The following is a 24,650-nucleotide window of genomic DNA, read 5'->3' as shown; positions in this document are numbered from 1 at the left end:
GCAATCTTTCAGTGTGGCGGGTAAGCCTCGGTGCGGATGCTATTTTGCTCGAAACCGCTTGAATATACTGATAAATAGCGAGTCACGTACCTATTTGCAGGAGGAGCTTGCGCCACCCGGCCACCGGATCGTCTAGACACCGCGCAAACCAACACCCCGGGGCTTGCCCCGACAGGTCATAGAAGTTTTATATGGAACAAAGCCTTACGCGTTATATCTGGTCGCACACGAGGCGGCAGCAGCTTTTCATTCTGCTGATCGTGGCCCTGTCCATGATCCCATACTTCCTCGCCTTCGATCTGCCCAAGCAGATCGTCAACGGCCCCATTCAGGGAGACGGTTTCGAAGGGGCGAATGCAACGCAGCTTTTCATGCATCTCACGGTCGATATTCCCTATTGGGGCACCGTGACATTGTTCCCCGGGCTTGAACTCAACCGCATGTCGATGCTGATGGCGCTCAGCCTCACATTCCTTGCGCTTGTCGTCATCAACGGGCTTTTCAAATATTATATCAATACGTTCAAAGGCCGCCTTGGCGAACGGCTTCTCCGGCGTGTCCGCTTTGAACTGATCGACAGGATCCTGCGGTTCCCACCCAGCCATTTCAAGCGGGTCAAAGGCGCTGAGATATCCAGCATGGTGAAGGACGAGGTTGAGCCGCTGGGCGGTTTTACCGGCGACGCCTTCGTGCAGCCGGCGCTTCTCGGCGGTCAGGCTCTCTCCGCTCTCTTCTTCATCCTCGTGCAGAATTTCTGGCTGGGACTGATCGCTGCTTTCATGGCCGCCATTCAGGTCGGCATCATCCCCAAGATGCGCCGTCGCCTCATTGAACTCGGTCGCCAGCGGCAGCTGAGCGCCCGCCAGCTTGCCGGACGTATTGGCGAAATGGTCGACGGCATCGGCACTATCCACGCTTATGATACGTCCAATTTCGAGCGCGCCGATGCCTCCCACCGGCTCGGCGACATCTTCAAGATCCGTTATGATCTCTACCAGTGGAAGTTTCTGGTCAAATTCATCAATAACTTCCTCGCGCAGCTCACGCCCTTCTTCTTTTATGCGCTTGGCGGTTATCTCACCCTCAAGGGCAGCCTTGATGTTGGCCAGCTCGTCGCCGTCATCAACGCCTATAAGGAATTGCCCGGACCGCTGAAGGAGCTGATCGATTGGGATCAGGCACGTCAGGATGTCCAGGTGAAATACGAGCAGGTCTTCGAACAGTTCAATGCCCCGAACATGATTGAAGAGAACGTGCAGAAACTGTCGCCGCGAACCGTCGCAGCCATCACCGCACCGATCGTCATCACCAATCTGACGCTGGAAGACGATAGTGGCAGCCGGCTTCTGGAGCAGGCATCGCTGAAGATCGAGCCGGGTGAAGTCATCGCCATCGTCGGCGGTGCGGGAGGCGAGGCGCTTGCGGATGCGATCGGCCGTACACTCTGGCCGGCCTCCGGCAAGATCAGCATCAACGATGTCGACATATTGGAATTGCCTGAATCACTGACGGGACGGCGCATCTCCTATGTCTCCTCGGACAGCTATTTTTTCCACGCCAGCCTGATGGACAATCTGCTTTATGGCCTGAAACACGCCCCGCTCGCAGATAAGAACTACGAGGGTGCGGCTCTGGAACACCGCAAATGGGAAATTCGCGAAGCCAAGATGGCGGGCAATCCGCTGATCGACATAAACAGCGAATGGATCGACTACGCTTCCAGCCCGGCCGGTGACGGCAAACCGGAAAATCTCATTCGGGCAATCCTGGCCGTCCTAGACAGCGTGGAACTGTCGCAGGATATCCTCGAATTTGCACTGCGCTCGTCGATCGACCCTCTGACCGACCTGCATCTTGCCGCCCGCATCGTTGAACTGCGGCATGTCCTGCGCGCTGAACTGGAAAAGGAGAACCTCAGCGGCCTCATCGCGCCCTTCGAGCTTGAGAGCTACAACAGCGAAGCGACGGTCGGCGAAAACCTGCTGTTCGGCACCATGCGGGACTCTTCCCAGACGATCCGGACCATCATCGAAAGCGATTATTTCCGCTCGCTGATGCGCGAGACCGGTCTTGTCAAAACCCTGTTTGAAATGGGTTACACGATTGCCGAAAACATCGTCGAAATCTTCGCCGACCTGCCGGGAGACCACCCATTCTTCCAGCAGCTGACATTCATGACGCCCGATGACATTCCGGTCTATCAGCAGATGTTGCAGCGCCTGCAGGGCCGCGGTTTCGATGATGCCAATGAGAGCGAAAAACGCGCGATGCTGCGGCTGAGCTTCTTTTACATCGAGCCCCGGCAGCGTTTCGGCCTGTTGTCGCCGGAAATCATGAACCGGATCGTCGAGGTCCGGCACATGTTCCATGAAAACCTGCCCGACAGCCTGAAAAACGTCATCGAAATATATGATCCGACGAAATATATGAGCGCCACCAGCCTGCTGGATAATATCCTCTTCGGCAAGGTCAGCCATCGTTATACCGATGCCTCGCGGCGCATCACCCGCATCGTCGCCGATGTCATGCGCAAGCAGGGCGTCTACGAGCGCGTTCTGGCAGTCGGCCTCGATTTCAACCTTGGTGCCGGTGGCAAGCGGCTTGGCCCGCTCCAGCGCCAGAAGCTCAATCTTGCCCGCGCGCTGATCCGCAAATCCGATTATTACGTCTTTAATCGCCCCCTTCCCGGCCTTGACCCCCGACAACAGGAGGAAATTGTCGAACGGGTCATCACACTCCTGAAACAGAACAACAATAACCCGTCAATCATATGGGTTCTGTCGAATGCAACGCTCTCGCGCATGTTCGGCCGGGTCATATTCGTCCATCAGGGACTAATCACCGCCGACGGAAGTTACGAGACTCTGGCGCAGGAAAACGGTACATTCAAGGACATGGTCGCAACATAAGTCCAAGAACGTGGCCGAGGTGGAACAAGAATAGGGTAAGGCAATGCTCTTCAAAGACGAAATTCAAATGCTGAAACGCGTCCCGTTTTTTTCGGAAATGGAACCGTCGAAGCTCAAACTACTCGCTTTTGCATCGGACCGGGTGTCCTATCATACGGGTGACGTACTATTCCGGCAGGGGGATGTCGGCGATGCGGCCTATGTGGTTCTGACCGGCAAAGTGGATGTTCTGGTCGACTCCCCGTCAGGCACATTGAAGGTGGCGGAAATGACCGGCAACGCCATTGTCGGCGAAATCGCCATCCTCTGTGACAGCGTCAGAACCGCGACCGTGCGCGCCTCCACCAATGTCGAAGCCCTGCGGATCGGCAAGGAACAGTTCTTCAAGCTCATGTCCGATTTCCCTGACATCACCATAAAAGTCATGCGCGTTCTTGCCGAACGCCTCACCCAGACGACGACGGAACTCAGCAAGGCGCGCGCAAGCGCCAGAACATGAGCGGCAATTCCTTGCTACCCCAACGGGCGATATTAGAAAAATAAATGTCGCACCATTGCAATATAAATGAAATGCTGACTGAATAAGAGGTAAAGGCATCCGCCAAAAAAGGCGGATATAAAAATCTGTAGAGACAACGGGCTTCATGGGAGGAAAGCGTGCAAGATTCCGTTGTTATTGGGGTGTGTCATGGCGTTCGATTCCGACACAGCAAGTCGGGAAAGTAATAGAAATTTTCGGGTAAAGATCTGGGGCGCGCGGGGAACGCTTCCTGTTTCAGGTGAAAACTTCCGAAAATATGGCGGCAATACCATCTGCATCGAGGTACGATGCGGAGATCATGTTCTTTTGTTCGATGCAGGGTCCGGGCTTCATCCCGCCGGTCTTGCATTGCGGGCGGAAGGCATTACCGACGTTGATCTGTTCTTCTCGCACTGCCATTACGATCACATTGTCGGCTTCCCCTACTTCAAGCCATTTTACAACAGCTGCAACGACGTCGCTATTTGGTCTGGTCACCTGGCCGGCGTTATGACAACGCGGGAAATGCTCAAGGATTTCATGAGCCCACCCTGGTTCCCCGTGCCGCTGGAGGTTTGCTGCGCAAGAATGGCGACGCGGGACTTCATGCCCGGCGACACGCTCAACCCGCGCCCCGGCCTTTCAATCAGAACCGGAATGCTCAATCATCCCGGTAATGCCATCGGATACAGGCTGGACTGGGAAGGAAAGTCCCTCGCTATCATCACCGATACCGAACATGAGCCGGGCAGCATCGACGAAACCGTGCTCGATCTGATCAGGGACGTCGATCTTTTCCTCTACGACGCCATGTTCACCGACGACGAAATGGGCCTTTATCGCGGTTATGGCCATTCGTCCTGGCAACAGGCGATCCGCCTCGCCAAGCTGGCCGACGCAAAAAATGTCGGCTTCATCCACCATGCCCCAAGCCGCAGCGACGAAGAACTGGACAGTATCGAAAAACAGGCAAAAGCCGAGTTCGGCGGCGCATTCGCTGCCATGGACGGCCAGATAATCGAACTCTGATCGCGGTCACCGCAACCTCTTGGTCGCGGCGAAGGTTTCGGGGTGCCTGGCAACGTCCCCAAGTCGCGATTGCGATCGTGCCTCCAGAAAATTTCCAGTAAAAATGCGCAGCGGTTTTATGTCCGGAAAATGCGTAAAAACAAAGAGCGAGAGCACACTGGGCGATTCCTTTAAACAGGCCGTGCGCTGGCGACATTCGAACACGCACAATTGACCGTTACCAGCCTTTTGCTCCACGATATTGCCACGAGATTCCCTGCACTAAGAACATCACGGCTTATTAAATGATGATTCTGCTCTGAGCGACCACATGATGGGATTTGCATGATCCGTTTCTTTTCGGAGACCAACTTGAGACAGGCCCGGATTTTATCCGGTCTCATCATATTTGCTTTTGTATTTTCCCATCTTTTCAATCACTCCCTTGCACTCATCTCAATCGACACCGCCGAACGGGCGCGCAAATGGTTCAGCCTGATCTGGCTCAACCCCATCAGCAGCCTGCTTTTTTATGGTTCGGTTCTGGTGCATGTCTGTCTTGTTCTGCGCTCGCTTTATCTGCGCAGAACATTGCGCATGCCGTTGCGCGAAGCGCTTCAGGTCATTTTCGGCCTGTCGATCCCGTTTCTGATCATCGGCCACGCCGTCAATATCCGCGTGTCGCACATGCTTTATGGCATCGATGTTGGCTACTACTCTGTCATCCGCAGGCTGTGGATCAACAATCCGATACAGGGCGCATGGCAAAGCCTCGCCTTGGTGGTGATCTGGGTCCACGGATGCATCGGCCTGTATTTCTGGCTGCGTTACCGCGACTGGTATCCGCGAATAGCCGGGTTATTCATGACGGTGGCGGTGCTGCTGCCGCTTCTGGCGCTGCTGGGCTTCAGCGATGCCGGCCGATGGCTGGCGGAGATCGACGAAAAATACGCGCTTCCTCCGGGACTCGTCGACAATACCATTCAAAAAGATGAATTACCGCTGCAACGGGAAATGGAGACGCAGATCCGGCTCATCACCGGGACGGTGGAAACATCGTTTATCGGCGCGGTAATGCTGGTTTTCGTCCTGCGCGGCGTGCGCAGCTGGCGGCAACGGTTGACGGCCATCGAAATTCGTTACGAACATGGCGCGCAGGCGCGTGTGCCGGCCGGGCTCAGCATTCTGGAGGCCAGCCGGCTTGCGGGCATACCACATTATTCCGTCTGCGGCGGCAAAGGGCGCTGCTCAACCTGTCGGGTCAAGATTCTGGACAGCAAAGGCCCGCTTCCGCCGCCCGGAGACATAGAGCAAACCACATTGCGGCGCATCCATGCCGATTCGGATGTGCGGCTCGGCTGTCAGCTACGCCCCACAAGCGATCTTGGTATCGCGCTTCTCGTTTCGCCGCCTCAGCAGAACGACCTGCCGGTCGATGCGCAGCTGGCCCGCCCCGGCCGGGAAGAGGAAATCGCCATCCTCTTTTGCGATCTGCGTAACTTCACCACGCTGTCCGAGGCGAAGCTGCCTTATGATGTCGTCTTCCTCCTCAACCGTTATTTCACCATAGTCGGCCAGGCCGTCGAGCACGCAGGCGGGCATCTCGACAAGTTCATCGGCGATGGCGCCATGGCCCTTTTTGGACTTGGAGAGGATGAGGAACACGCCTGCCGCAATGCCATGAAGGCGGCTGCCACCATATTGCGCGATATCGCAATCTTAAACGAGGGGTTGGAGAAACAATTCGCCGTCCGCCTGGAAGTCGTTGTCGGCATTCACGCCGGCCCGAGCATCGTCGGTGTCATGGGATACGGCGCCGCAAAAACCCTGACGGCTATCGGCGATACCGTCAATGTGGCAAGCCGGCTCGAATCCAAGGCCAAGGAATTCGGCGCAGCCATCGTTGTTTCCGAACCGGCGCTAACGCAGGCAGGGCAGGATACCGCCGACCTTCGCAGCGAGCAGATCACCATCCGCGGACGGAACTCGCAGATGAAAGTTTTCCTGCTTTCGAAGGAAGAGAGCGAACGTTATCTATAGGACAAGGCCGGGGCCCTTGCTGTTTACCTGCGCGGGTTCAAATCTTGCGATAGAGAAAATAGCGGTCCGTCGGCACGCTTTTCGGCACCGGCAGCGGATTGAGCAGGGGATGATCCAGCGGCAGACCGCTGACGGCGATGCCGCCTTTCGCCAGCACGCCGGCGGCAAGATCCGGCAACCACGTCAGTGTAACCGCATCCTTTTCCGGATAGCCCGTGCCGATATCGGCATGAACCATCGCCGCATCCGCACCGATGAAGGCGGGCGCGGTCTCAGAAATTTCACCAATAACAAGATCCTCCGCCGCCGGAACGGAGGAGGCATGAGCACCCATGGCCCTGTCGAAGGCGATGATACGACGGCTGGGAAACAGTTCGCGCAGGTGATTGAAAGTGCGTCCGTTTCCCAGGCCAATTTCCATCAGCGCACCCTCTTCCGGCAGATCGAGATCGGCCGCGAGGTGGTTGAGAATATCCCGCTGCGCGGTCAACCGGCGAATAAAACTGTCCAGTCTGCTCATGGTCCGTCCGTATCAGGCTTTGATGATGTGTTTTGCGGCAATATCTCGCCGCGCAAAGACATTTCGCGTGTCGATGATCAGCGGCGCCCATTCACCGAGCGCGGCATAATCAACATTGTCATGGTCGGTGGCCACGAGAACGGCGTCGAAAGCGCCGATCGTCTGCCTGTCCCATGACACCGATTTCATGCCCATCAGATGGCTGTATTCGCGGGTTTTCGGAATTTCCGCCACATGCGGATCATAATAGGCCGCTTCACCACCGCGCTCCTGGATAAGTTCGATGAGCTTCAGCGAGGGGCTTTCGCGAATATCGGGCACATTCTTTTTGTAGGCGAGGCCGACGACCAGAACCTTCGAACGGCTGAGCGCCTTGCCGGAATGAATATCGAGCGCTTCCGCAACCCGCCCGACGACGTGGCGTGGCATGCCGGTGTTGATTTCCCCGGCAAGCTCGATGAACCGCGTCGGCAATTCATATTCGCGTGATTTCCAGGTGAGGTAGAACGGATCGATCGGTATGCAGTGGCCGCCGAGGCCCGGACCAGGATAAAACGGCATGAAACCGAAAGGCTTGGTTTTCGCCGCGTCGATCACTTCCCATATGTCGATGCCCATGGCCTCGTAGACGACCTTGAGTTCATTGACGAGCGCTATATTGACGGCACGGAAGACGTTTTCGGTGATTTTCACCGCCTCAGCCGTAGCGTTTGTCGAAACGGGCACGATCTTTTTGACAACCGAACCATAAAACGCGGCCATCAGTTTTCCGGCCGCTTCGCCATCGCCGGCGACGACCTTCGGAATGGTCGAAGTCTCGAAATCGCGATTGCCGGGATCTTCCCGCTCGGGCGAAAAGCCGATGAAGAAATCGACGCCGGAAACAAGCCCGCTGCTCTCCAGAATGGTCTTCACCACCCCGTCGGTCGTGCCGGGATAGGTGGTCGATTCCAGTACCACGAGCTGCCCCTTGCGCAGATGCGCGGCAATATCCCGACAGGTCTTTTCGACATAGGAAAGGTCAGGCTCGCGATATTTCGTAAGCGGCGTCGGCACGCAGATGGCGATCACATCACATTCGGCCAGTCGGGTGAAATCTGCGGTCGCGGCGAAACCGTCGTCCTGCCTGACACTTGCCAGCACCTCATCGGATACCGCCTCGATATAGCTGCGGCCCGCATCGATCGCGGTAATTTTACCGGGGTCGATATCGAAGCCGACGACCCTGAACCCGGCCTTGGCAACCGTCATGGCCAGCGGCAAGCCGACATAGCCGAGGCCGATCACGCCCGCCTTGGCGGTTTTGTTTTCGATGCTGGAAAGCAGGTTCTGGGAAACGTCAGAAGAATTCAAAGCGTGTCACGCTCCGCGCATGTGCAAAAGATGCCTTTCAGTTGGGCAAGAATGGCCGGGCTGTCAAGGCTCGGCCCTTTCAAATTCCGGTTGACGCAGGAACCGCCGCCAACGCACAACCATCGGCATGAAGATCGCTTTTTATTCGCCGCTCAAATCGCCCAACCATCCCGTTCCTTCCGGAGACCGGTTGATGGCGCGCCTGCTGATGCAGGCGATGACGATGGGCGGCCACACGGTCTTCGTTGCTTCCGAACTGCGCAGCTTTTTGAAGCAGGCGGATGATCCGGCACGAACCTCGCTTGTCGATGCGGCCGAGCGTGAAATCGAGACGATTACCAAGCGCTGGGAACAGGAAGGCGCGCCGGACCTCTGGTTCTGTTACCACCCTTACTACAAGGCCCCGGATTTACTCGGGCCGGAACTCACCAGCCGTTTCGATATTGCCTACGTCACCGCCGAGGCCTCCTATTCGCCAAAGCGCAATGCAATGGGCTGGCAGGCGATACAGGATGAATTGCTGGCCGCATTGAACGCGGCCGCGGTCAATATCTGCTTCACCGCACGGGATCGCGAAGGGCTTTTGCGCGCTTCCCCAACCCTGCACTCTGCAATGTTGCCGCCCTTTATCGATACCGAAAAGTTTCTTGCGAATGCCCCAGACCAGACACCGGCAAAGCTCATCACCGTCGCCATGATGCGGGCGGGCGACAAGCTGAACAGCTATCGCGCGCTTTCTGAAGCACTCGCTTTGTTACCGCAGGATCTCGACTGGACGCTGGATATCATCGGTGACGGGCCGGAACGCGGCGCTGTAGAGGCCATGTTCAGCGAATTTCCCGACAACCGTCTTGTCTGGCACGGCGAAAAAACCGCAACCGAGATCGCCGCGCTTCTTTCCAAAGCATCCCTCTATGTCTGGCCCGGCCATGGCGAGGCCTATGGTCTTGCCTATCTTGAGGCACAGGCCGCCGGCCTGCCGGTGGTGGCCGAAAAAGTGGCCGGTGTTCCCGAAGTGGTAAAATCCGGCATCACAGGATTACTGACACCGGAAAATGATACAGCCGCCTATGCCGACGCAATCAAAACCCTGCTGGGCAATGACAGGCAGCGCGAAGAACTGGCAAAAGCGGCCCGCCATTTCGTCGTCAATGAAAGATCTCTGGAAAACGCCGCAACAACGCTGGACCATATCCTGCTGCAAGCAAAGGCGCGAAGATCATGAGTGTAGAAAAACTGGTTGCAGCACTGGATGAATGCAGCCGGCGCGGCATGACCGCCGATCTCTGGCTCCGGGACGACGATGCCGTGGAGCCGACATCCGCGCTCGATACGCTGCTTGATCTTTGCCGCAGCTTTTCCGTTCCGGTCACCCTCGCAGTCATTCCCGAAATGACGACGGACAGGCTCGCGCAATATCTGGATGCGTCGGATATTGCCCATGTGGCCGTGCATGGCTGGTCGCACACAAATTATGCCGGGAACGGCGAGAAGAAACAGGAACTCGGAGCTCACCGGGAGCTTTCCCTCGTGCTCGACGAATTGCAATCCGGACTGGATAAACTCCACGACCTGCATGGCACACGTTTCGTGCCGATGCTCGTGCCGCCATGGAACCGCGTGGATGGCATTGTCATCGAGGGATTGGCGGGTCTCGGATATCGCGCCCTGTCCGTTTTCGGCCCGGAGAAAAACACCCTGCCGCCGCGTCTGAACACCCATGTCGACGTGATCGACTGGCACGGCAGCCGAGGCGGCCGCGACGACGACATCCTTTTCGCCGAAACCGCTGCCCGCATCCTGAAGACTGCCGAAGACGGGGGCACCACCGGCATCCTCACGCATCATCTCGTGCACGACGAGAATGTCTGGCGTTTTCTTCGTCGGCTTTTCGAAGCAACCAAAAATCATCCCGCTGCTAGATGGCGCTCTTCCAGAGACCTCGTTGACGAAATCTCACCATGATTTCCAGGCGATCAGCAGACCATTCGCCTCGGTGAGCTCCTGCCGAAGCGCTTCGACCGCCGCAAACGGCGTGCGATCGGCAAGAGACGCAGCAACGAACGCCGCCGGTGCGAGGCTGATGCTTCCCTCCCGGGCGATGACAGTAAAAATCAGCGGTCCGGTCGACCACCAGGCCGGTGCACGTGGCATCTCCTTGACGATACCGGGAAACGCCTCCAGCATCCTGCGAAAAACGGGATGACCCGCCGGGGCGGCGATAAAGGAATTGGCAAGCAACATGCTGCCCTGACCAGTATCACGCGGCGTTTTTTCGTCGAATGCCGTCAGCCCCACCAGAGGCAGGAATGCATCGAAACTCACATCGTCCCGCGCCGGATACCAGTCGCAATCGAGATAAATGCCGCCAAACCGTTCCAGTACAATATAACGGGCCACATCCACCGCGCCCGGATAATCTCCCTGATCCAGCATGGTCTTGAAGACGGCGTCTGCAAACACGCCTTCCCGCTCAAGATCGGCCTCCCGCCAGAGACGGTAGCCATAGCCGTGCCTTGCGGCATGAGCGGCCCAGGCTTCCACCGATACCGGCGGGGCTTTTTGCCCGATCCATATCTGGTGGATGAACCGAGGCACATTTTCCCTGCTTTTGAGATTGAGCGTGTGGCGCTCTTCCGGCGAAAACTGTGCATATTTTGCCAGCACATGAGGCGGCGGCACCAGCGTATATTGGTAACCGATTTTGGCAACCATATCGCCTTCCGCCTTGGCAAGGCGCAATCGCGCCGCGTGCAGCCGGCGTGGCAGGCCAAGCACCGTCCGCTCGCCCATCAGGTGCCCATCTTTTTCCGCAACCAGAGATAGAAGAAGCACGTGCGCTTCCGCATATTGGCCGTCATTTTGCAACTGCCGGGCTTTCTCCAGCTGCGCGTCATAATATTTCTTGTCGGACATGGATCCTCATCCAGAAACACTCGTTAACATATCGCCAAACAAGAGCCGTCAGGCAAGCCATTGCGTTTCAGAAGCCGGCTTTGAATTTGCTGCACAATTCGATGTTTCAGAAGCATAGACAGACAACAAACCCTGCGATAACGTGCCTTTAAGCCCTCCTGAGCAAATTGTCACAAGGCAACGATAAAGAGACGGCAAGGAACCCTTTGGCATGAGCGCAGGCGCAGATTTGCTCCGTATTGAAAATCTGCGGGTCTCGTTTTCTCTTATGGGCGGCACCATTGATGCCGTGAGGGGCACCAGCCTTCGCATCCTTCCCGGAAAAGTCACGGCACTTGTGGGAGAATCCGGCTCGGGTAAATCCGTCATCGGCCAGACCATCATGGGCATCCATCCCAAAACGGCGCGGGTGAACGGCCGGGTGCTATTCACCGATCCGGAAAATGCTGCAGCCGGCCCCGTCGATCTGCTGCAATTGCCGAAAGACGGCCGGGAAATCCGCTCGATACGCGGAAACCGCATCGGGCTGATTTTTCAGGAGCCCATGACCTCCTTTTCGCCGCTGCACACCGTCGGTAATCAGATCGATGAGGCGCTGCGCATCCACAGCATTCTGTCACCGGCGGAACGCGCGGAAAAAATGTATGAAACGCTCGACCTCGTAGGGTTTTCCAAACCCAAGAAGGTCGTAAACATGTATCCCTTCGAATTATCCGGCGGCATGCGCCAGCGCGCCATGATCGCCATGGCGCTGATCTGTCGTCCGGCGCTGCTGATCGCCGACGAGCCGACGACGGCGCTCGACGTGACCATCCAGGCGCAAATCCTCAAGCTGCTGCGTGATCTCCAGAGCCGTCTGAACATGAGCATGCTGCTCATCACCCACGATCTCGGCGTGGTGGCAAATATCGCCGACGAAGTTGCCGTGATCTATCAGGGCGAGATCATGGAAGCCGGAACGGTCGACGAGATTTTCAAGTCGCCAAGCCATCCCTATCTCAAGGGCCTGATGGCCGCCGTGCCGCATTTTGACATGAAGCCCGGTGAGAGGCTGAAGGCGCTGCGTGAAATCAAGGTTGATCACGAAAGCCTTGTCGGCAAAAAAACCGCTGCGGTGAACAAGACCCCCGGCCCGCTTTTGACCGTTGATAATATCAGCAAGACCTTCACGACCCGCAAATCCAGCTGGTTCCGCAAAGGTGATGCCAACGCCACCAAGGCCGTCAACAGCGTCAGTTTTGAAATCCACCGTGGCGAATGCCTCGGGCTGGTGGGCGAAAGCGGCAGCGGCAAGACCACCGTCAGCAAGATCCTCATGCGCGCCGTCCGTCCAGATGAAGGCTCCGTCACCTTCCACCGTCCGCAGGGCGATATCGACGTCCTCAATGCCAGGGACGGCGACCTCAAGGAGCTGCGCTCGAAAATACAGATGGTCTTTCAGGACCCCATCTCCTCACTGTCTCCGCGCATGACGGTCGGCAACATCTTAAGCGAGCCGCTGGAAATCCACGGGCGGGGTGATGCGAAATACCGCGCCGAAAAAGTCCGCAATCTCGTCAAGGCCATCGGCCTTGGAGAAAGCGCGCTGAACCGCTATCCGCACAGCTTCTCCGGCGGCCAGAGGCAGCGCATTGGCATTGCGAGAGCACTGGCGCTCGGGCCCGAACTGCTGATCTGTGACGAACCCGTTTCCGCACTCGATGTCTCGGTTCAGGCACAAATCCTCAACCTGCTCAAGGATTTGCAGAAAGACCTCGGCCTCACCTACCTCTTCATCTCGCACAATCTGGCGGTGGTGGATTACATGGCCGACCGCGTGGCCGTGATGTGCGAAGGCCGCATCGTTGAGTTGGCACCACGGGAAATCATGATGCGCTCCCCCGTGCATCCCTACACGAAATCGCTGCTGGCGGCCGTGCCCTTTCCCGACCTCGACCGTCCGCTCGATTTCCGTACCATTGGGAAAATCAGCGCGACGGGCAAATTCGACTGGGGCAAACAGTTCCGTGACGAGGGTGATGGCGACATGATCTCCGCCGATCTGGGCGACGGCCATTTCGTTCTCGCAAACGGCAACGTTGATATCCGGGAGCTTCGCCCTTGATCACGCGCCGCACCACTCTCGCCCTGCTGGCCTCCGTCTTCCTGCCGGCCTATGCGCGCGCCGCCTATACGGACCCCGATTATTTCAAGGAAAAGCGGGAAAAGGGCGAGTTGCCCGACGTTGCGGAACGCCTGCCGAAAAACCCCCGCGTCATGAATATGAAATCGCTCGGCCGCGAGCCGGGAAAACATGGTGGCTCCGTGCGCATGCTCATCGGCGGCCAACGCGATATCAGGCTGATGCCTATCAGCAATTATGCCCGGCTGGTCGGTTATGACGAAAAATTCGAGCTGCACCCGGACATTCTGGAAAGCTACGACGTTCAGGAAGAACGTATCTTCACTTTCAAGCTGCGCGAGGGCCACAAATGGTCCGATGGCAGCGACTTTACCTCGGAGGATTTCCGCTATTTCTGGGAGGATGTCGCTCTCAATAAGGAAATCCATAAGGGCGGTCCGCCGATCGAACTTCTGGTCAACAACAATCCGCCCCTGATCGAAGTCGTCGACCAGATGACCGTGCGTTACACCTGGGAAGGTCCGAACCCGGATTTTCTGGCGAAACTTGCAGCTGCCTCGCCGGCGAGACTGTTCCTGCCCGCCGCTTATATGAAGCAGTTCCACATCAAATATCAGACTGCCGAAAATCTCGCCAAACTCATCAAGAAGAACAAGGCGGATGACTGGAGCGGTCTGCATATCAAGATGTCGCGGCAGGTGCGTCCGGAAAACCCCGCTTTGCCAACGCTGGACGCATGGCGCAACACGACCTCGCCACCGGCCGAACAGTTCGTATTCGAGCGCAACCCCTATTACCATCGCGTCGATGAAAACGGCCTGCAGCTGCCTTATCTCGATCGCTTCCTGCTGAACGTCACCTCATCCGACATCATCTCGGCCAAAACGGCATCCGGCGACAGCGATCTGCAATATTTCGGCCTCGATTTCGCCGACTACACCTTCCTGAAGGATGCCGAAAAGCGCTTCCCCCTGAAGGTCAACCTTTACAAGCGCTCGCAAGGATCGCGCGTTGCGCTTCTGCCGAACCTCAATTGCGCCGACCCGGCATGGCGGGGTTATTTCCAGGATGTGCGGGTGCGCCGTGCACTGTCCCTTGCGATCAACCGGCACGAAATCAACATGGTCTGTTTTTACGGGCTGGCGAAGGAAAGCGCCGACACGGTTCTGCCGGAAAGCCCGCTCTACCGGCCGGAATTTGCCGAAGCCTGGAGCGCCTTCGACCGCGCGGCAGCCAACAGGCTGCTCGATGAAGTGGGTCTCGACAAGCGCGACAATGCCGGCATAAGGCTCCTGCCCGATGGCCGCCCGGCCTATATCATCGTCGAGACGACAGGCGAAAGCACGCTCGAGACAGACGTGATGGAACTGGTGACGGATCATTGGCGGCATATCGGCGTTGCGGTTTCGGTCCGCCCCACCCAGCGCGATGTCTTCCGCAAGCGCGCCATGGGCGGTGAGGTGATGATGTCGGTATGGATGGGCATGGACAATGGTGTGCCGACCCCGGACATGCTGCCTTCCGGCCTTGCGCCCACCGGTGACGACCAGTTGCAATGGCCGGTCTGGGGCATCCATTATCTTTCCGGCGGTCGCGAGGGCAAGGAGCCCGATTTGCCGGAAGCGGCACATCTGCTCGGCCTGCTGAAAAAATGGCGCCGAAGCGTCACCGAGGAAGAGCGCGAGGCCATCTGGCTGGAAATGCTGGGCATCTATACGCAGCAGGTATTTTCCATCGGCATCGTCAACGGCGCGCTTCAGCCTGTCGTCCATGTCAAACGCATGCGAAACGTGCCGGAAAAAGCGCTTTTCGGTTATGAACCCACATCGTATCTCGGCGTCTACCTGCCGGATGCCTTCTGGTACGACGGGGACGCCTGATATGCTGCGATATATTCTCAAGCGCATCCTCGTCATGATCCCCACGCTGATCCTGATTTCGATGTTGGTCTTCACCATCATCGAACTGCCGCCGGGCGATTATTTCGAAAGCTATGTCGCCGAACTGCGTGCCATGGGCGAGACGGCCAACCTTGCCGAAATCGAAGAGCTGCGCGCCCGCTACGGCTTCGACCAGCCTGCCCCGATCCGCTACTTCCGCTGGGCGACGGGCATGCTGGTCGGCGATTTCGGTTATTCCTTCGAATATCAGCTGCCCGTTAGCGATGTCGTCGGAGACCGCCTCTGGCTCACGGTTCTGGTGTCGTTCCTCACCATCATCGTCACCTGGCTGATCGCCTTTCCAATCGGCATCTACTCTGCCACGCATAAATATAGCTGGGGCGATTATGGCCTGACCTTTCTCGGCCTGCTCGGCATCGCCATCCCCAACTTCATGCTGGCGCTGATCCTGATGTATTTTGCCAATATCTGGTTCGGCATCTCCATCGGCCATCTGATGGACCGGGAATATCTGAACCAAGCGATGAGCTGGGCGAAGTTCAGATCGATCCTCGAACATATCTGGATACCCGTCCTCATCATCGGAACGGCTGGCACAGCCGGCATGATCCGCCGCCTGCGCGCCAATCTTCTGGACGAATTGCAGAAACAATATGTCGTCACCGCCCGGGCCAAGGGCCTGCACCCCTTCAAGGTGCTGACCAAATACCCCTTGCGCATGGCGCTGAATTTCTTCATCTCGGATATCGGCTCGATCCTGCCCGCCATCATATCAGGTGCGGAAATCACCGCCGTCGTCCTGTCGCTCGAGACCACCGGCCCCATGCTCATCCGGGCCCTGCAAAGCCAGGATATGTATCTGGCCGGTTCGTTCCTGATGTTCCTCGCTTTCCTGACGGTGATCGGCGTTCTGGTGTCGGATATCGCCCTTGCCATACTCGACCCGCGAATCCGCTTCGGAGGTGGTAACGTCAAATGACTTCATCCATCCCGAATTCAGGCGAAGCGCTGCCCCATTACGTCTCGACCGCGCCTTTCGATCCTTCGCTGATCGAACCGAATACATCCGGAATGGCAGCCTTCAGCAAGGCATCGCAGCTGAAGCTCATGTGGTGGCAGTTCCGCCAGCACAGGATCGCGGTGTGGTCCGGCGCCTTTCTGGTGGTGCTTTATCTTTCGATCCTGATCAGCGAGTTCCTCGCGCCCTACAATCTCCATACCCGCAATATTGAACATATCTACGCCCCGCCGCAGGCCATTCATTTGTTCGACAACGGAAAATTTGTCGGGCCTTTCGTATACGGTCGGGAAATGACGCTCGACATGGACAATTTGAGGCGTGTCTATCGCGACGTGCCGACGGATGTTCAGCCGCTACGTTTCTTCTGCAAGGGCGATACCTACCGTTTCTGGGGCATGTTCGAAGGCAGAACCCACTTTGTTTGCCCCGCTGAAGGTGGCGAAATGTTCCTGCTCGGCACCGATCGCCTCGGACGCGATGTGCTGTCGCGGATCATCTACGGTGCGCGCATCTCGCTTACCATCGGCCTTCTCGGCGTCGCCATGAGCTTCGTTCTCGGCATTGTGATCGGCGGTCTCGCCGGTTATCGCGGCGGCACCTTCGATCTGATTGTCCAGCGCATCATTGAGGTCCTGCAATCCATTCCAAGCATTCCGCTATGGTTGGCGCTCGCGGCAATCATGCCGGTGACCTGGAGCCCGATCCTCGTCTATCTCGGCATTACCATCATTCTCGGCATGCTGGACTGGACGGGGCTGGCGCGTGCAGTGCGCTCGAAATTGCTGGCGCTTCGCGAGGAAGACTATGTTTTGGCTGCACAATTGATGGGTGCGGGCACACCGCGCATCATCGGCAGACATCTTATTCCCGGCTTCATGTCGCATCTCATCGCCTCGGCCACATTGACGATTCCGGGCATGATCCTCGGCGAAACCGCGCTGAGCTTTCTCGGTCTAGGTCTGCGCCCACCGATCACAAGTTGGGGAATTCTGCTCACGGAGGCGCGCAGCGTCAGCGTCATTGCGCTATATCCATGGCTTCTCATACCGACGATCCCGGTCGTTCTCGTCATTCTGGCCTTTAATTTCTTCGGTGACGGACTACGTGATGCTGCGGACCCTTTCAGATAAAATGGAATACGCCTTGATGAACTGCCTTTCCGCCATCGCCTTTATCGTGAAAGGCAATAAGAGGTGTGGCCCATGACCTCCCGTTTGAACGACGCGCGTATTCTCATGTACAGCCACGATTCTTTCGGCCTCGGGCATCTGCGGCGTTGTCGCACGATCGCCCATGCGCTGGTGGAAGATTATCGCGGCCTCAACGTCCTCATCATTTCGGGCGCCACCATTGCCGGCGCTTTCGATTATCGCGCCCGCGTCGATTTCGTGAAAATCCCGAGCGTCATCAAGCTGCGCAATGGCGAATATACTTCGATGGACAGGCACATCGATCTTCAGGAAACCCTGAAGATGCGCCGCTCCATCATCTATCATACGGCCGAAAGCTTTAAGCCTGACATCTTCATCGTCGACAAGGAACCCATGGGTCTTCGCGGTGAAGTGGAGGAAACCCTCGCCTATCTCAAGGGACAGGGAACCAAGCTCGTCATCGGCCTGCGCGATGTCATGGATGCGCCGCAACTGCTCGAAGCCGAGTGGAAGCGCAACAACGTCATGACCAAGATCGGCCAGTTTTATGACCATGTCTGGGTCTATGGCCCGCCGGATTTTCACGACCCGCTGACGGGGCTGGATGTCCCCGAAAACGTTCGTGACAAGATGGATTTCGTCGGCTTCCTGCAAAGGTCGAAAACGCAGGCAGAAACCGTGGCACACCGGCCGGTAGGCGATTACCTTCTCATCACCACCGGCGGCGGCGGCGATGGCAGCGAATTGATCGACGATGTCATCAACGCCTACCGCCATGACAGCGAACTGACACATAAGGCACTTGTGGTGCTCGGCCCCTATATGCCGGCCGATCAGCGCCAGCGCTTCATGAGCAGCGTTGCCGATATTCCCCATATCGAGATCATCGAATTCGACAACCGCATGGAAGATCTTGTCGCCGGCGCCCAGGCCGTCGTGTCGATGGGCGGCTATAACACCGTCTGCGAGATTTTGTCCTTCGACAAGCCCGCCCTCGTCGTGCCGCGCACCGTGCCGCGGGAAGAGCAGCTGATCCGCGCCAGCCGCGCCTCGGAACTCGGCCTTTTCGACATGCTTCTGCCGGAGGACGCCGAAAACCCCGCAAAAATGGCGGAAGCTCTCAAAGCCCTGCCGAACCGTGCACCGCCCTCCGTCAATTCGCGGGAGCTGAAGCTCGACGGCCTGGAAAACATATCGAAACGGATCGCCGAATGGCTGCCGCCCGAGGGCGAGCGGATGCCAATCACGCTCACCGCGTGACCGGCTCCCTGATAATCACCGCTTCAAAAGAGACACGCGCAACGTGACCGATACAAAAAAAATCGTGGTGCTCCTCAAGGGCTATCCGCGCCTGTCCGAGACTTTCATTGCCCAGGAACTTCTGGGACTTGAAAAGGCCGGACTGAAACTCGAACTCATGTCCATGCGCCGGCCGACAGACAAAAAGCGTCATCCCGTTCATGACGAAATCCACGCGCCCGTCACATACCTGCCGGAATATCTGCATGAGGAACCCCTGCGTGTTCTGAAAGCGCTCTGGGCCTGCCGAAAAAAGCCGGGCTTCACCAAGGCGCTCCGCCGGTTTTTCAGCGATCTGCCGCATGATCTCAGCCGCAACCGCTTCCGCCGTTTCGGGCAGGCCGCCGTGCTGGCGCATGAATGGCCTGTGGATGCCGAGTGGCTGCATGTTCACTTCATTCACACGCCCGCCTCGGTCGCCGCCTATACGCATCTGATCACCGGAACGCCCTGGACGATTTCCGCTCACGCCAAGGATATCTGGACCTCGGACGATCGTGACCTTGCCGCCAAGTTGCAAAGCGCCCGTTGGGCAGTGACCTGCACCGCCGGCGGTTTTCAGCACCTGCAGACCCTTGCCGGGGCAAAACGGAATGTGCATCTCAGCTATCACGGGCTCGATCTCACCCGCTTCCCGCATTTCGAAACATCGCGACCGGCAAGAGATGGATCGGACGCAGATGATCCGGTCCGGATTTTAAGCGTCGGCCGGGCAGTCAAGAAAAAAGGCATCGATATTCTGCTGCAGGCGCTGGCCTCGCTGCCGCAAGAGGTCCATTGGCGTTTCACCCATATCGGTGGCGGCGACGAACTTGCCGTGCTGAAGAAACTCGCCGATGAGCTTGGCATCGCCGACAGGATCGTCTGGACCGGCGCCATGGACCAGAAGCAGGTGCTGGAGAATTACCGCGAAGCGGATCTCTTCGCACTTGCCTGCCGCATCACCAGCGACGGCGACCGCGACGGCCTTCCCAACGTGCTGGTCGAAGCCGCCAGCCAGGCGCTGACCTGCATTTCCACCAATATTTCCGGAATTCCGGAGTTTTTCGTCTCTGGCGAAAACGGCCTGCTGACCGAGCCGGAAAATCCCGCCGCCTTCGCCGAGGCGTTGCGCGCCGCGATCACCGATCCACAATTGCGTCAGCGTCTGGGCGCTGCCGCGGAGAACCGCGTGCGAACCGCCTTCGATCACCGCACCAGCATTAACGAGCTGAAAGCCCTGTTTGAGACCGAATGGGAAAAAGCACCATGAGTGATCCGGAAAAACGCCCTTCCGTCTTTTTCTACGTCCAGCACCTTCTGGGTATCGGCCACATCGCCCGCGCCAGCCGCATTGCCAATGCCCTTCAGGCGGATGGTTTCGATATTGTTCTGGTGACGGGCGGCACCCCGGTTCCGGGCTTTCCGGGTGAGGGAATCCGCCATGTCGAATTACCGCCGATCGCCGTCAGCGATGGCAGCTTTTCCGGCCTTGTCGACAGTTCCGGCAAACCAGTGGACGACGGCTTCAGGAAGCTTCGAACCGATATGCTGATCGGCGCCTATCACGGTGCAAAACCCGATATCGTCATCATCGAAGCTTTCCCCTTCGGCCGCAGGCAGGTGCGGTTCGAATTGCTGCCGCTTCTGGACGAGATCGAGGACAGCGAACCGCGCCCACTGGTCATGACATCGCTGCGCGACATCTTGCAGGAAAAAACCAAGCCGGGTCGGGACGAAGAAACCGTGTCGCTGGTGAAAAAACATTTCGATGCCGTGCTGGTGCATGGTGATCCGGATTTCGCCCGGCTGGAAGACACCTTTCCCCTCGCCGGCGAGATCAGTCAGCGCATCATCTATACTGGCCTTGTCGCCCCGAACCCACCGCCGCAACCGGCGGAGAAATTCGATATCGTAGTGTCCGCCGGCGGTGGCGCAGTCGGTGCAGCACTTGTTCGGGCCGCCCTTGAGGCCGCACCGCTGCTGGACGGCATCAAGAACTGGTGCCTCGTCACCGGCCCCAACATGCCCCAGGTGGATTTCGATGCAATTTCGGCTGAGGCACCGGACAATGTCTCTGTCTTCCGTTTCCGCAAGGATTTCGCGAGTCTGCTCGCCGGCGCGCGCCTTTCGGTTTCGCAGGCCGGTTACAATACCGTCTGCGATATTCTTCAGGCCAAATGCCGTTCTCTCCTCATCCCCTTCGCGGCGGGTGGCGAAACCGAACAGAGCGCCCGTGCCGAGCGGCTCGTGCGGCTGGGGTTGGCACATGTGCTGGAGGAAAGGGATATCTCCGCGAAATCCATGGCCGATGCCATCACGGCGGCATTGGCCCTGCCGGGACCGGACACGATCCACCTTGATCTCGATGGCGCGGCCGGTACGGCTAGAGCTTTGCGCCGCCTTTATGATGAGCGGTGAGGATCGCCCTTAATTCGCGAACCGCCGCCTCATCCGTGCCCTTGCGGCCATCGCCGGTGAAACCGAGCTTCGCTACCCGGCTTTCCGGATCATAAGGCGGGACGGCGGAACAGGATGCGTGGATTTCCGTGATTGGAAAGCGATCCAGCAATGCCTGCACGCTCTGCGGACGCACGCCGGCACCCGGCATGATGACGATCCGGCCTGCGGCGATCTCCGATAGATGCGCCAGAGCCTCGATCCCCTCAAGCGCTGAACGTGCGCCACCGGAAGTGAGAATTCTCGGGAAACCCAGCGCAATGGCGGCCTCAAGGGCCTCATCCATGTCGGGAACGACATCAAAGGCGCGGTGCAGCGTCATATCCAGCCCATCGGCGTGACGGCACAGTTCTTCGAGCAGGGCAATATCAAGCGAGCCGTCGCCAAGCGATGCGCCAAGCACCAGGCCGGAAAGGCCTGCCGCACGTGCCGCGTCGATATCGCGTTTCATCACATCGGCTTCGTCGCGCGTGAACACGAAGTCACCGGCGCGTGGCCTGATCATCACGCTGACGGGCAATCCACAGGACGCCGCCCGTTGCATGAAGCCGGCAGACGGCGTGACGCCGCCGCCGGAGAGCGCAGCGCACAACTCGATCCGATCGGCTCCGCCCCGAACCGCCGCTTCCAGACCGGCCACATCGTCCACGCAAATCTCGAGAATCATCCTAACCTCTTTCATTTGAACGTGCCCTGTTTACGCACCGGACCATCCGAAACCCGCCCGCACTTTTCGGTCCGACGCTCTACCTGCGGCGACCCGTCCCATCAAGCGTGTAGAGCATATAAACGCCGCCAAGACCCACGATCGCCCCCAATATGGAGGTTCCCGAATAGGTGGAAACCATCGTTCCCAAGGCAAAAATCAACGCGCCAAGACCGGCGCCGAGGAAGATATTGACCGCGATCAGCGAGCTTCCAAGCCCCGGCCGGTCTGCGATCAATTCCTGCAGATAAGTGATGGGGATGCTGATGATGGCAGCAGCCCCCAGCGCGCTGATGAAAGTCTGCGCGTAGATATGCCAGGGCTCCGTCGCAAGCCCCTGCAGAATGAGGTAAAGCGCATAAAGCACCGCTCCCGCCGCCAAGGTCAGTGTTTGCGGCACCTTCTTCTCGATCCAGCCCCATAGGAGAATGAAAACGATTTCCAGTGCGGCGACGATGCCCGCCACGATGCCGATATCCGCAACCGTACCCTTCGCCTGCCCCGTTATGATGAGCGAACGTATCGAATCATTGAGATGCAGCATCGAGCAGATGAGCGCGATGGCGATGATCCGCAGCAATACTCGCCGCGATCCGATTTCCGCAAGCGAGGCGCGCAGGCCGAAGCGCGCTTCCGTATTCACCACCGCCGGCGTGGCGGCCCGAGGCAGGCAGAAGGCCACGAGCAGAAAGCAGACGAGTGCGCATAGGCCCGAAAACAGGAAGGCCGTCAGCATATTGCCGGAACTGATGAGAAAAATGCCGACGATGCCCGGCACCAGCACCCATGACAGCGAGATGGTGGCCCGCATGATCGAGTTTACGGCAATCATGTCGCCCGTCGAAAGGTTGCGGGCATCGGCGCGTACATGCGCGAAGATCAGCGAGTTCATCGCCCCGAAAATCGGCAGGAGAATGAGCTTCGCGCTCACAAACGCCGTGGCGTTACCCGCCAGATAAACCAGCATATAACCGCTGACACCGAAGAGCGCGATGAACAGCATGGGCTTGCGATATTCGCCCAGCCTGTCGGCGACGATGCCCATCAGTACGCTGGCGCTGACATTGATGATGGCGGCAAACAGCATCAGCAGGGAATAGACGGTGTTGCTGAGTCCGATTTCGCGAATGCCGATGACCGCCTGATAAGGTGCGGTTGCCGCATTCGAAAATCCGAAAAACAGGATGGCGAGCGCCCCGATGCGGATCGACGGATTGTTGATGACGATGGAAAGAGCCGACGGCATGGATATTCGCCTGAGATGATCCGGCCCCGCCGGATCGCTGGATAAAAGCTACCGGACCGCTGTCATCGCCAGCGGGCCGAAAGAATGGGTTTGGGCATATAATCGAAATGCGGCTTCCATGGGTAAAAATCCCCATCCCGGCGGCGGTTGGGAAGGTTTTCGATATCTTGATTGATAACGCCTTCCGTCAGCGCCATCAGGTTGGGATTGGCGATCGGCGCAAGTTCCGGCGAAAGATAACCTGACTTGACGACCAGCAGCTTCACCGCCTTCGGATCGAAACCGAGACGGGTGAAATCCGAAATCATGTGATAGGGCCTGCGCCGCGCCGCCAGAATGACGGTGATGCCACCGATGCCCACCACCGCCTGTCGCTGATCCGCAGCGCCGGAACCGTCCAATTTCAGGACCTTGGCTTCGACGGTGACCGACGGGCTCTGCGGGTCGAGGCTGCCGCCAATCGTTAGGGAAAGGCTTGCCCCCTCGCCAGCCGCAAAGCAGGCTTTAACCGCCGGTCGGTCGGTTATGCCGCCTAAGAGAGCACCCTGCCAGTTGTGCGCAATCAGCGCTGCCAGAACATCGGCACGATCGCCCACCCCGCCACCCGTTGGATTGTCGCCTGAGTCAGCGAGAATGATCGGCCCGGTAGCCGTCTTTTCCGCAATATCCAGAATGGCTTCAAGCGGCTCCGTCACGGGTCCGAAACGAAAATCCTGCCGGGCATCCCAGTAAGATTGCGCGATTTCGGCCGCAACGGCCCGTGCAGCCTCTCGATCCGATCCCGTCACCACCGCGCAGGCCGTCGCCCGTGGCTCATCGGCCCAGACGTAACCGATCATAAAATTCGCATCCCATATACCGGGCCGGGCGTCATAACCCGGCAGAACCGCATAAAGGCTTTTGGCCGGTTCATCTTCGGTGGACGTCTTTTCACCGGGCAGGAGAACCGGAATTTTCGCCCAAACCACGCCGGGCTTTTCACCCGTTTTCAGGGCTTTGAGCAACATCGTCCAGGCCCGCACCATCGTCTCGCGCACGTCGATATGTGGCGCAGTTCGGTAGCCGGCGAATATATCCAGCTGATCGATGATGGTCTGGCTGACATTGCCATGCAGGTCGTAGCTTGCGGAAATGATCACATCCGGCCCAACGACAGTGCGGGCGCTGGAAATCCAGTCCCCCTCTGCATCATCCATGCCTTCGACATTCATCGCGCCGTGCATGGCTAGATAAAGCCCGTCGAGCGGCAGGCAAGCCTTGAGACGGTCAAGAAACTCCGCCTTGAACGCATCATAAGCCGCACGCGACACCGGGCCACCCGGCACGGCACGAGCGTGCAAAAGCGGCAGCACGTCCGCCCCACCTTCACCGAGAAAATTGAAGTATTCCGCCTCCAGAAGCTCCGCGCCGCGAAAGACGCGAAAATCCTGTTCGCCCATCAGCACCGGCGAATAGGTGCTGCATTCGGTATGGATTCCACCAACGGCAATACGCATGGC

19 protein-coding genes are annotated in these 24,650 nt (G+C 58.1%); 13 read left to right on the top strand and 6 right to left on the bottom strand.

Annotation, left to right across the window (positions count from 1 at the left end):
* Positions 1-191: 191 nt before the first annotated feature.
* From ACQZ5F_RS23760 to ACQZ5F_RS23745, 4 genes are all read left to right on the top strand, one after another.
* The gene (locus tag ACQZ5F_RS23760) at positions 192-2,909 is read left to right on the top strand and encodes an ABC transporter transmembrane domain-containing protein (protein WP_225338291.1); all 2,718 of its coding nucleotides are present in this window, start codon (positions 192-194) and stop codon (positions 2,907-2,909) included.
* A gap of 43 nt (positions 2,910-2,952) precedes the next feature.
* Positions 2,953-3,408, top strand: a complete 456-nt coding sequence (locus ACQZ5F_RS23755) for a cyclic nucleotide-binding domain-containing protein (protein ID WP_046799488.1) — start codon at positions 2,953-2,955, stop codon at positions 3,406-3,408.
* A 189-nt stretch (positions 3,409-3,597) separates the two neighbouring features.
* The gene (locus tag ACQZ5F_RS23750; protein ID WP_225338290.1) at positions 3,598-4,458 is read left to right on the top strand and encodes an MBL fold metallo-hydrolase; all 861 of its coding nucleotides are present in this window, start codon (positions 3,598-3,600) and stop codon (positions 4,456-4,458) included.
* 324 nt (positions 4,459-4,782) lie between these two features.
* Positions 4,783-6,477 (top strand): adenylate/guanylate cyclase domain-containing protein, encoded by a 1,695-nt coding sequence (locus ACQZ5F_RS23745; protein WP_225338289.1) that lies wholly within the window; start codon positions 4,783-4,785, stop codon positions 6,475-6,477.
* 37 nt (positions 6,478-6,514) lie between these two features.
* On the opposite strand, the gene ACQZ5F_RS23740 is transcribed toward ACQZ5F_RS23745, so the two are convergent.
* Both ACQZ5F_RS23740 and ACQZ5F_RS23735 read right to left on the bottom strand, forming a co-directional pair.
* Positions 6,515-6,997: a class I SAM-dependent methyltransferase gene (locus ACQZ5F_RS23740; protein WP_046799491.1), complete on the bottom strand. Its 483-nt coding sequence runs from the start codon at positions 6,995-6,997 to the stop codon at positions 6,515-6,517.
* A 12-nt stretch (positions 6,998-7,009) separates the two neighbouring features.
* Complete coding sequence (locus tag ACQZ5F_RS23735; protein ID WP_225338288.1) at positions 7,010-8,350, bottom strand: nucleotide sugar dehydrogenase; 1,341 nt, start codon at positions 8,348-8,350, stop codon at positions 7,010-7,012.
* Between the two features lie 127 nt (positions 8,351-8,477).
* Here ACQZ5F_RS23735 and ACQZ5F_RS23730 point away from each other — a divergent pair, with 127 nt between their 5' ends.
* Together ACQZ5F_RS23730 and ACQZ5F_RS23725 are read left to right on the top strand one after the other, a co-directional pair.
* Positions 8,478-9,575, top strand: coding sequence for a glycosyltransferase family 4 protein (locus ACQZ5F_RS23730; RefSeq protein WP_225338287.1), 1,098 nt, complete (start codon positions 8,478-8,480; stop codon positions 9,573-9,575).
* Complete coding sequence (locus ACQZ5F_RS23725; protein WP_137085329.1) at positions 9,572-10,315, top strand: polysaccharide deacetylase family protein; 744 nt, start codon at positions 9,572-9,574, stop codon at positions 10,313-10,315. The genes ACQZ5F_RS23730 and ACQZ5F_RS23725 overlap by 4 nt, the downstream gene beginning before the upstream one ends.
* On the opposite strand, the gene ACQZ5F_RS23720 is transcribed toward ACQZ5F_RS23725, so the two are convergent.
* Positions 10,307-11,266 carry a glycosyltransferase family 32 protein gene (locus ACQZ5F_RS23720; RefSeq protein ID WP_046799495.1) on the bottom strand — a complete coding sequence of 320 codons (960 nt, stop codon included), beginning with the start codon at positions 11,264-11,266 and terminating at the stop codon, positions 10,307-10,309. The genes ACQZ5F_RS23725 and ACQZ5F_RS23720 overlap by 9 nt on opposite strands.
* A gap of 211 nt (positions 11,267-11,477) precedes the next feature.
* Between ACQZ5F_RS23720 and ACQZ5F_RS23715 the strand changes: the two genes are divergently transcribed.
* From ACQZ5F_RS23715 to ACQZ5F_RS23685, 7 genes are all read left to right on the top strand, one after another.
* Positions 11,478-13,370 (top strand): ABC transporter ATP-binding protein, encoded by a 1,893-nt coding sequence (locus tag ACQZ5F_RS23715; RefSeq protein ID WP_225338286.1) that lies wholly within the window; start codon positions 11,478-11,480, stop codon positions 13,368-13,370.
* A complete protein-coding gene (locus ACQZ5F_RS23710) occupies positions 13,367-15,268 on the top strand; it encodes an ABC transporter substrate-binding protein (RefSeq protein ID WP_046799497.1) in 1,902 nt (633 codons plus the stop codon). The genes ACQZ5F_RS23715 and ACQZ5F_RS23710 overlap by 4 nt, the downstream gene beginning before the upstream one ends.
* 1 nt (position 15,269) lies before the next feature.
* A complete protein-coding gene (locus ACQZ5F_RS23705) occupies positions 15,270-16,268 on the top strand; it encodes an ABC transporter permease (protein ID WP_225244961.1) in 999 nt (332 codons plus the stop codon).
* Entirely contained in the window at positions 16,265-17,440 is a 1,176-nt protein-coding gene (locus tag ACQZ5F_RS23700) for an ABC transporter permease (RefSeq protein WP_046799499.1), read from the top strand. Before ACQZ5F_RS23705 ends, ACQZ5F_RS23700 begins: the two co-directional genes overlap by 4 nt.
* A gap of 72 nt (positions 17,441-17,512) precedes the next feature.
* On the top strand, positions 17,513-18,721 hold the full coding sequence (locus ACQZ5F_RS23695; RefSeq protein WP_046799500.1) for a glycosyltransferase family protein: 1,209 nt from the start codon (positions 17,513-17,515) through the stop codon (positions 18,719-18,721).
* A 43-nt stretch (positions 18,722-18,764) separates the two neighbouring features.
* Entirely contained in the window at positions 18,765-20,012 is a 1,248-nt protein-coding gene (locus tag ACQZ5F_RS23690) for a glycosyltransferase (RefSeq protein ID WP_225338285.1), read from the top strand.
* A complete protein-coding gene (locus tag ACQZ5F_RS23685) occupies positions 20,009-21,160 on the top strand; it encodes a glycosyltransferase family protein (RefSeq protein ID WP_225338284.1) in 1,152 nt (383 codons plus the stop codon). The genes ACQZ5F_RS23690 and ACQZ5F_RS23685 overlap by 4 nt, the downstream gene beginning before the upstream one ends.
* On the opposite strand, the gene ACQZ5F_RS23680 is transcribed toward ACQZ5F_RS23685, so the two are convergent.
* From ACQZ5F_RS23680 to ACQZ5F_RS23670, 3 genes are all read right to left on the bottom strand, one after another.
* Positions 21,126-21,866 (bottom strand): copper homeostasis protein CutC, encoded by a 741-nt coding sequence (locus ACQZ5F_RS23680; RefSeq protein ID WP_046799503.1) that lies wholly within the window; start codon positions 21,864-21,866, stop codon positions 21,126-21,128. The genes ACQZ5F_RS23685 and ACQZ5F_RS23680 overlap by 35 nt on opposite strands.
* 79 nt (positions 21,867-21,945) lie before the next feature.
* A complete protein-coding gene (locus tag ACQZ5F_RS23675) occupies positions 21,946-23,151 on the bottom strand; it encodes an MFS transporter (RefSeq protein ID WP_225338283.1) in 1,206 nt (401 codons plus the stop codon).
* Positions 23,152-23,213: 62 nt separating this feature from the next.
* Positions 23,214-24,647 carry a M81 family metallopeptidase gene (locus ACQZ5F_RS23670; RefSeq protein ID WP_448731104.1) on the bottom strand — a complete coding sequence of 478 codons (1,434 nt, stop codon included), beginning with the start codon at positions 24,645-24,647 and terminating at the stop codon, positions 23,214-23,216.
* Positions 24,648-24,650 lie beyond the last annotated feature (3 nt).

It is taken from the genome of Agrobacterium sp. 22-210-1 (assembly GCF_053522525.1).
Note: the sequence above shows the minus strand (reverse complement) of the source record. Positions and strands in the feature narration are given on the sequence as shown.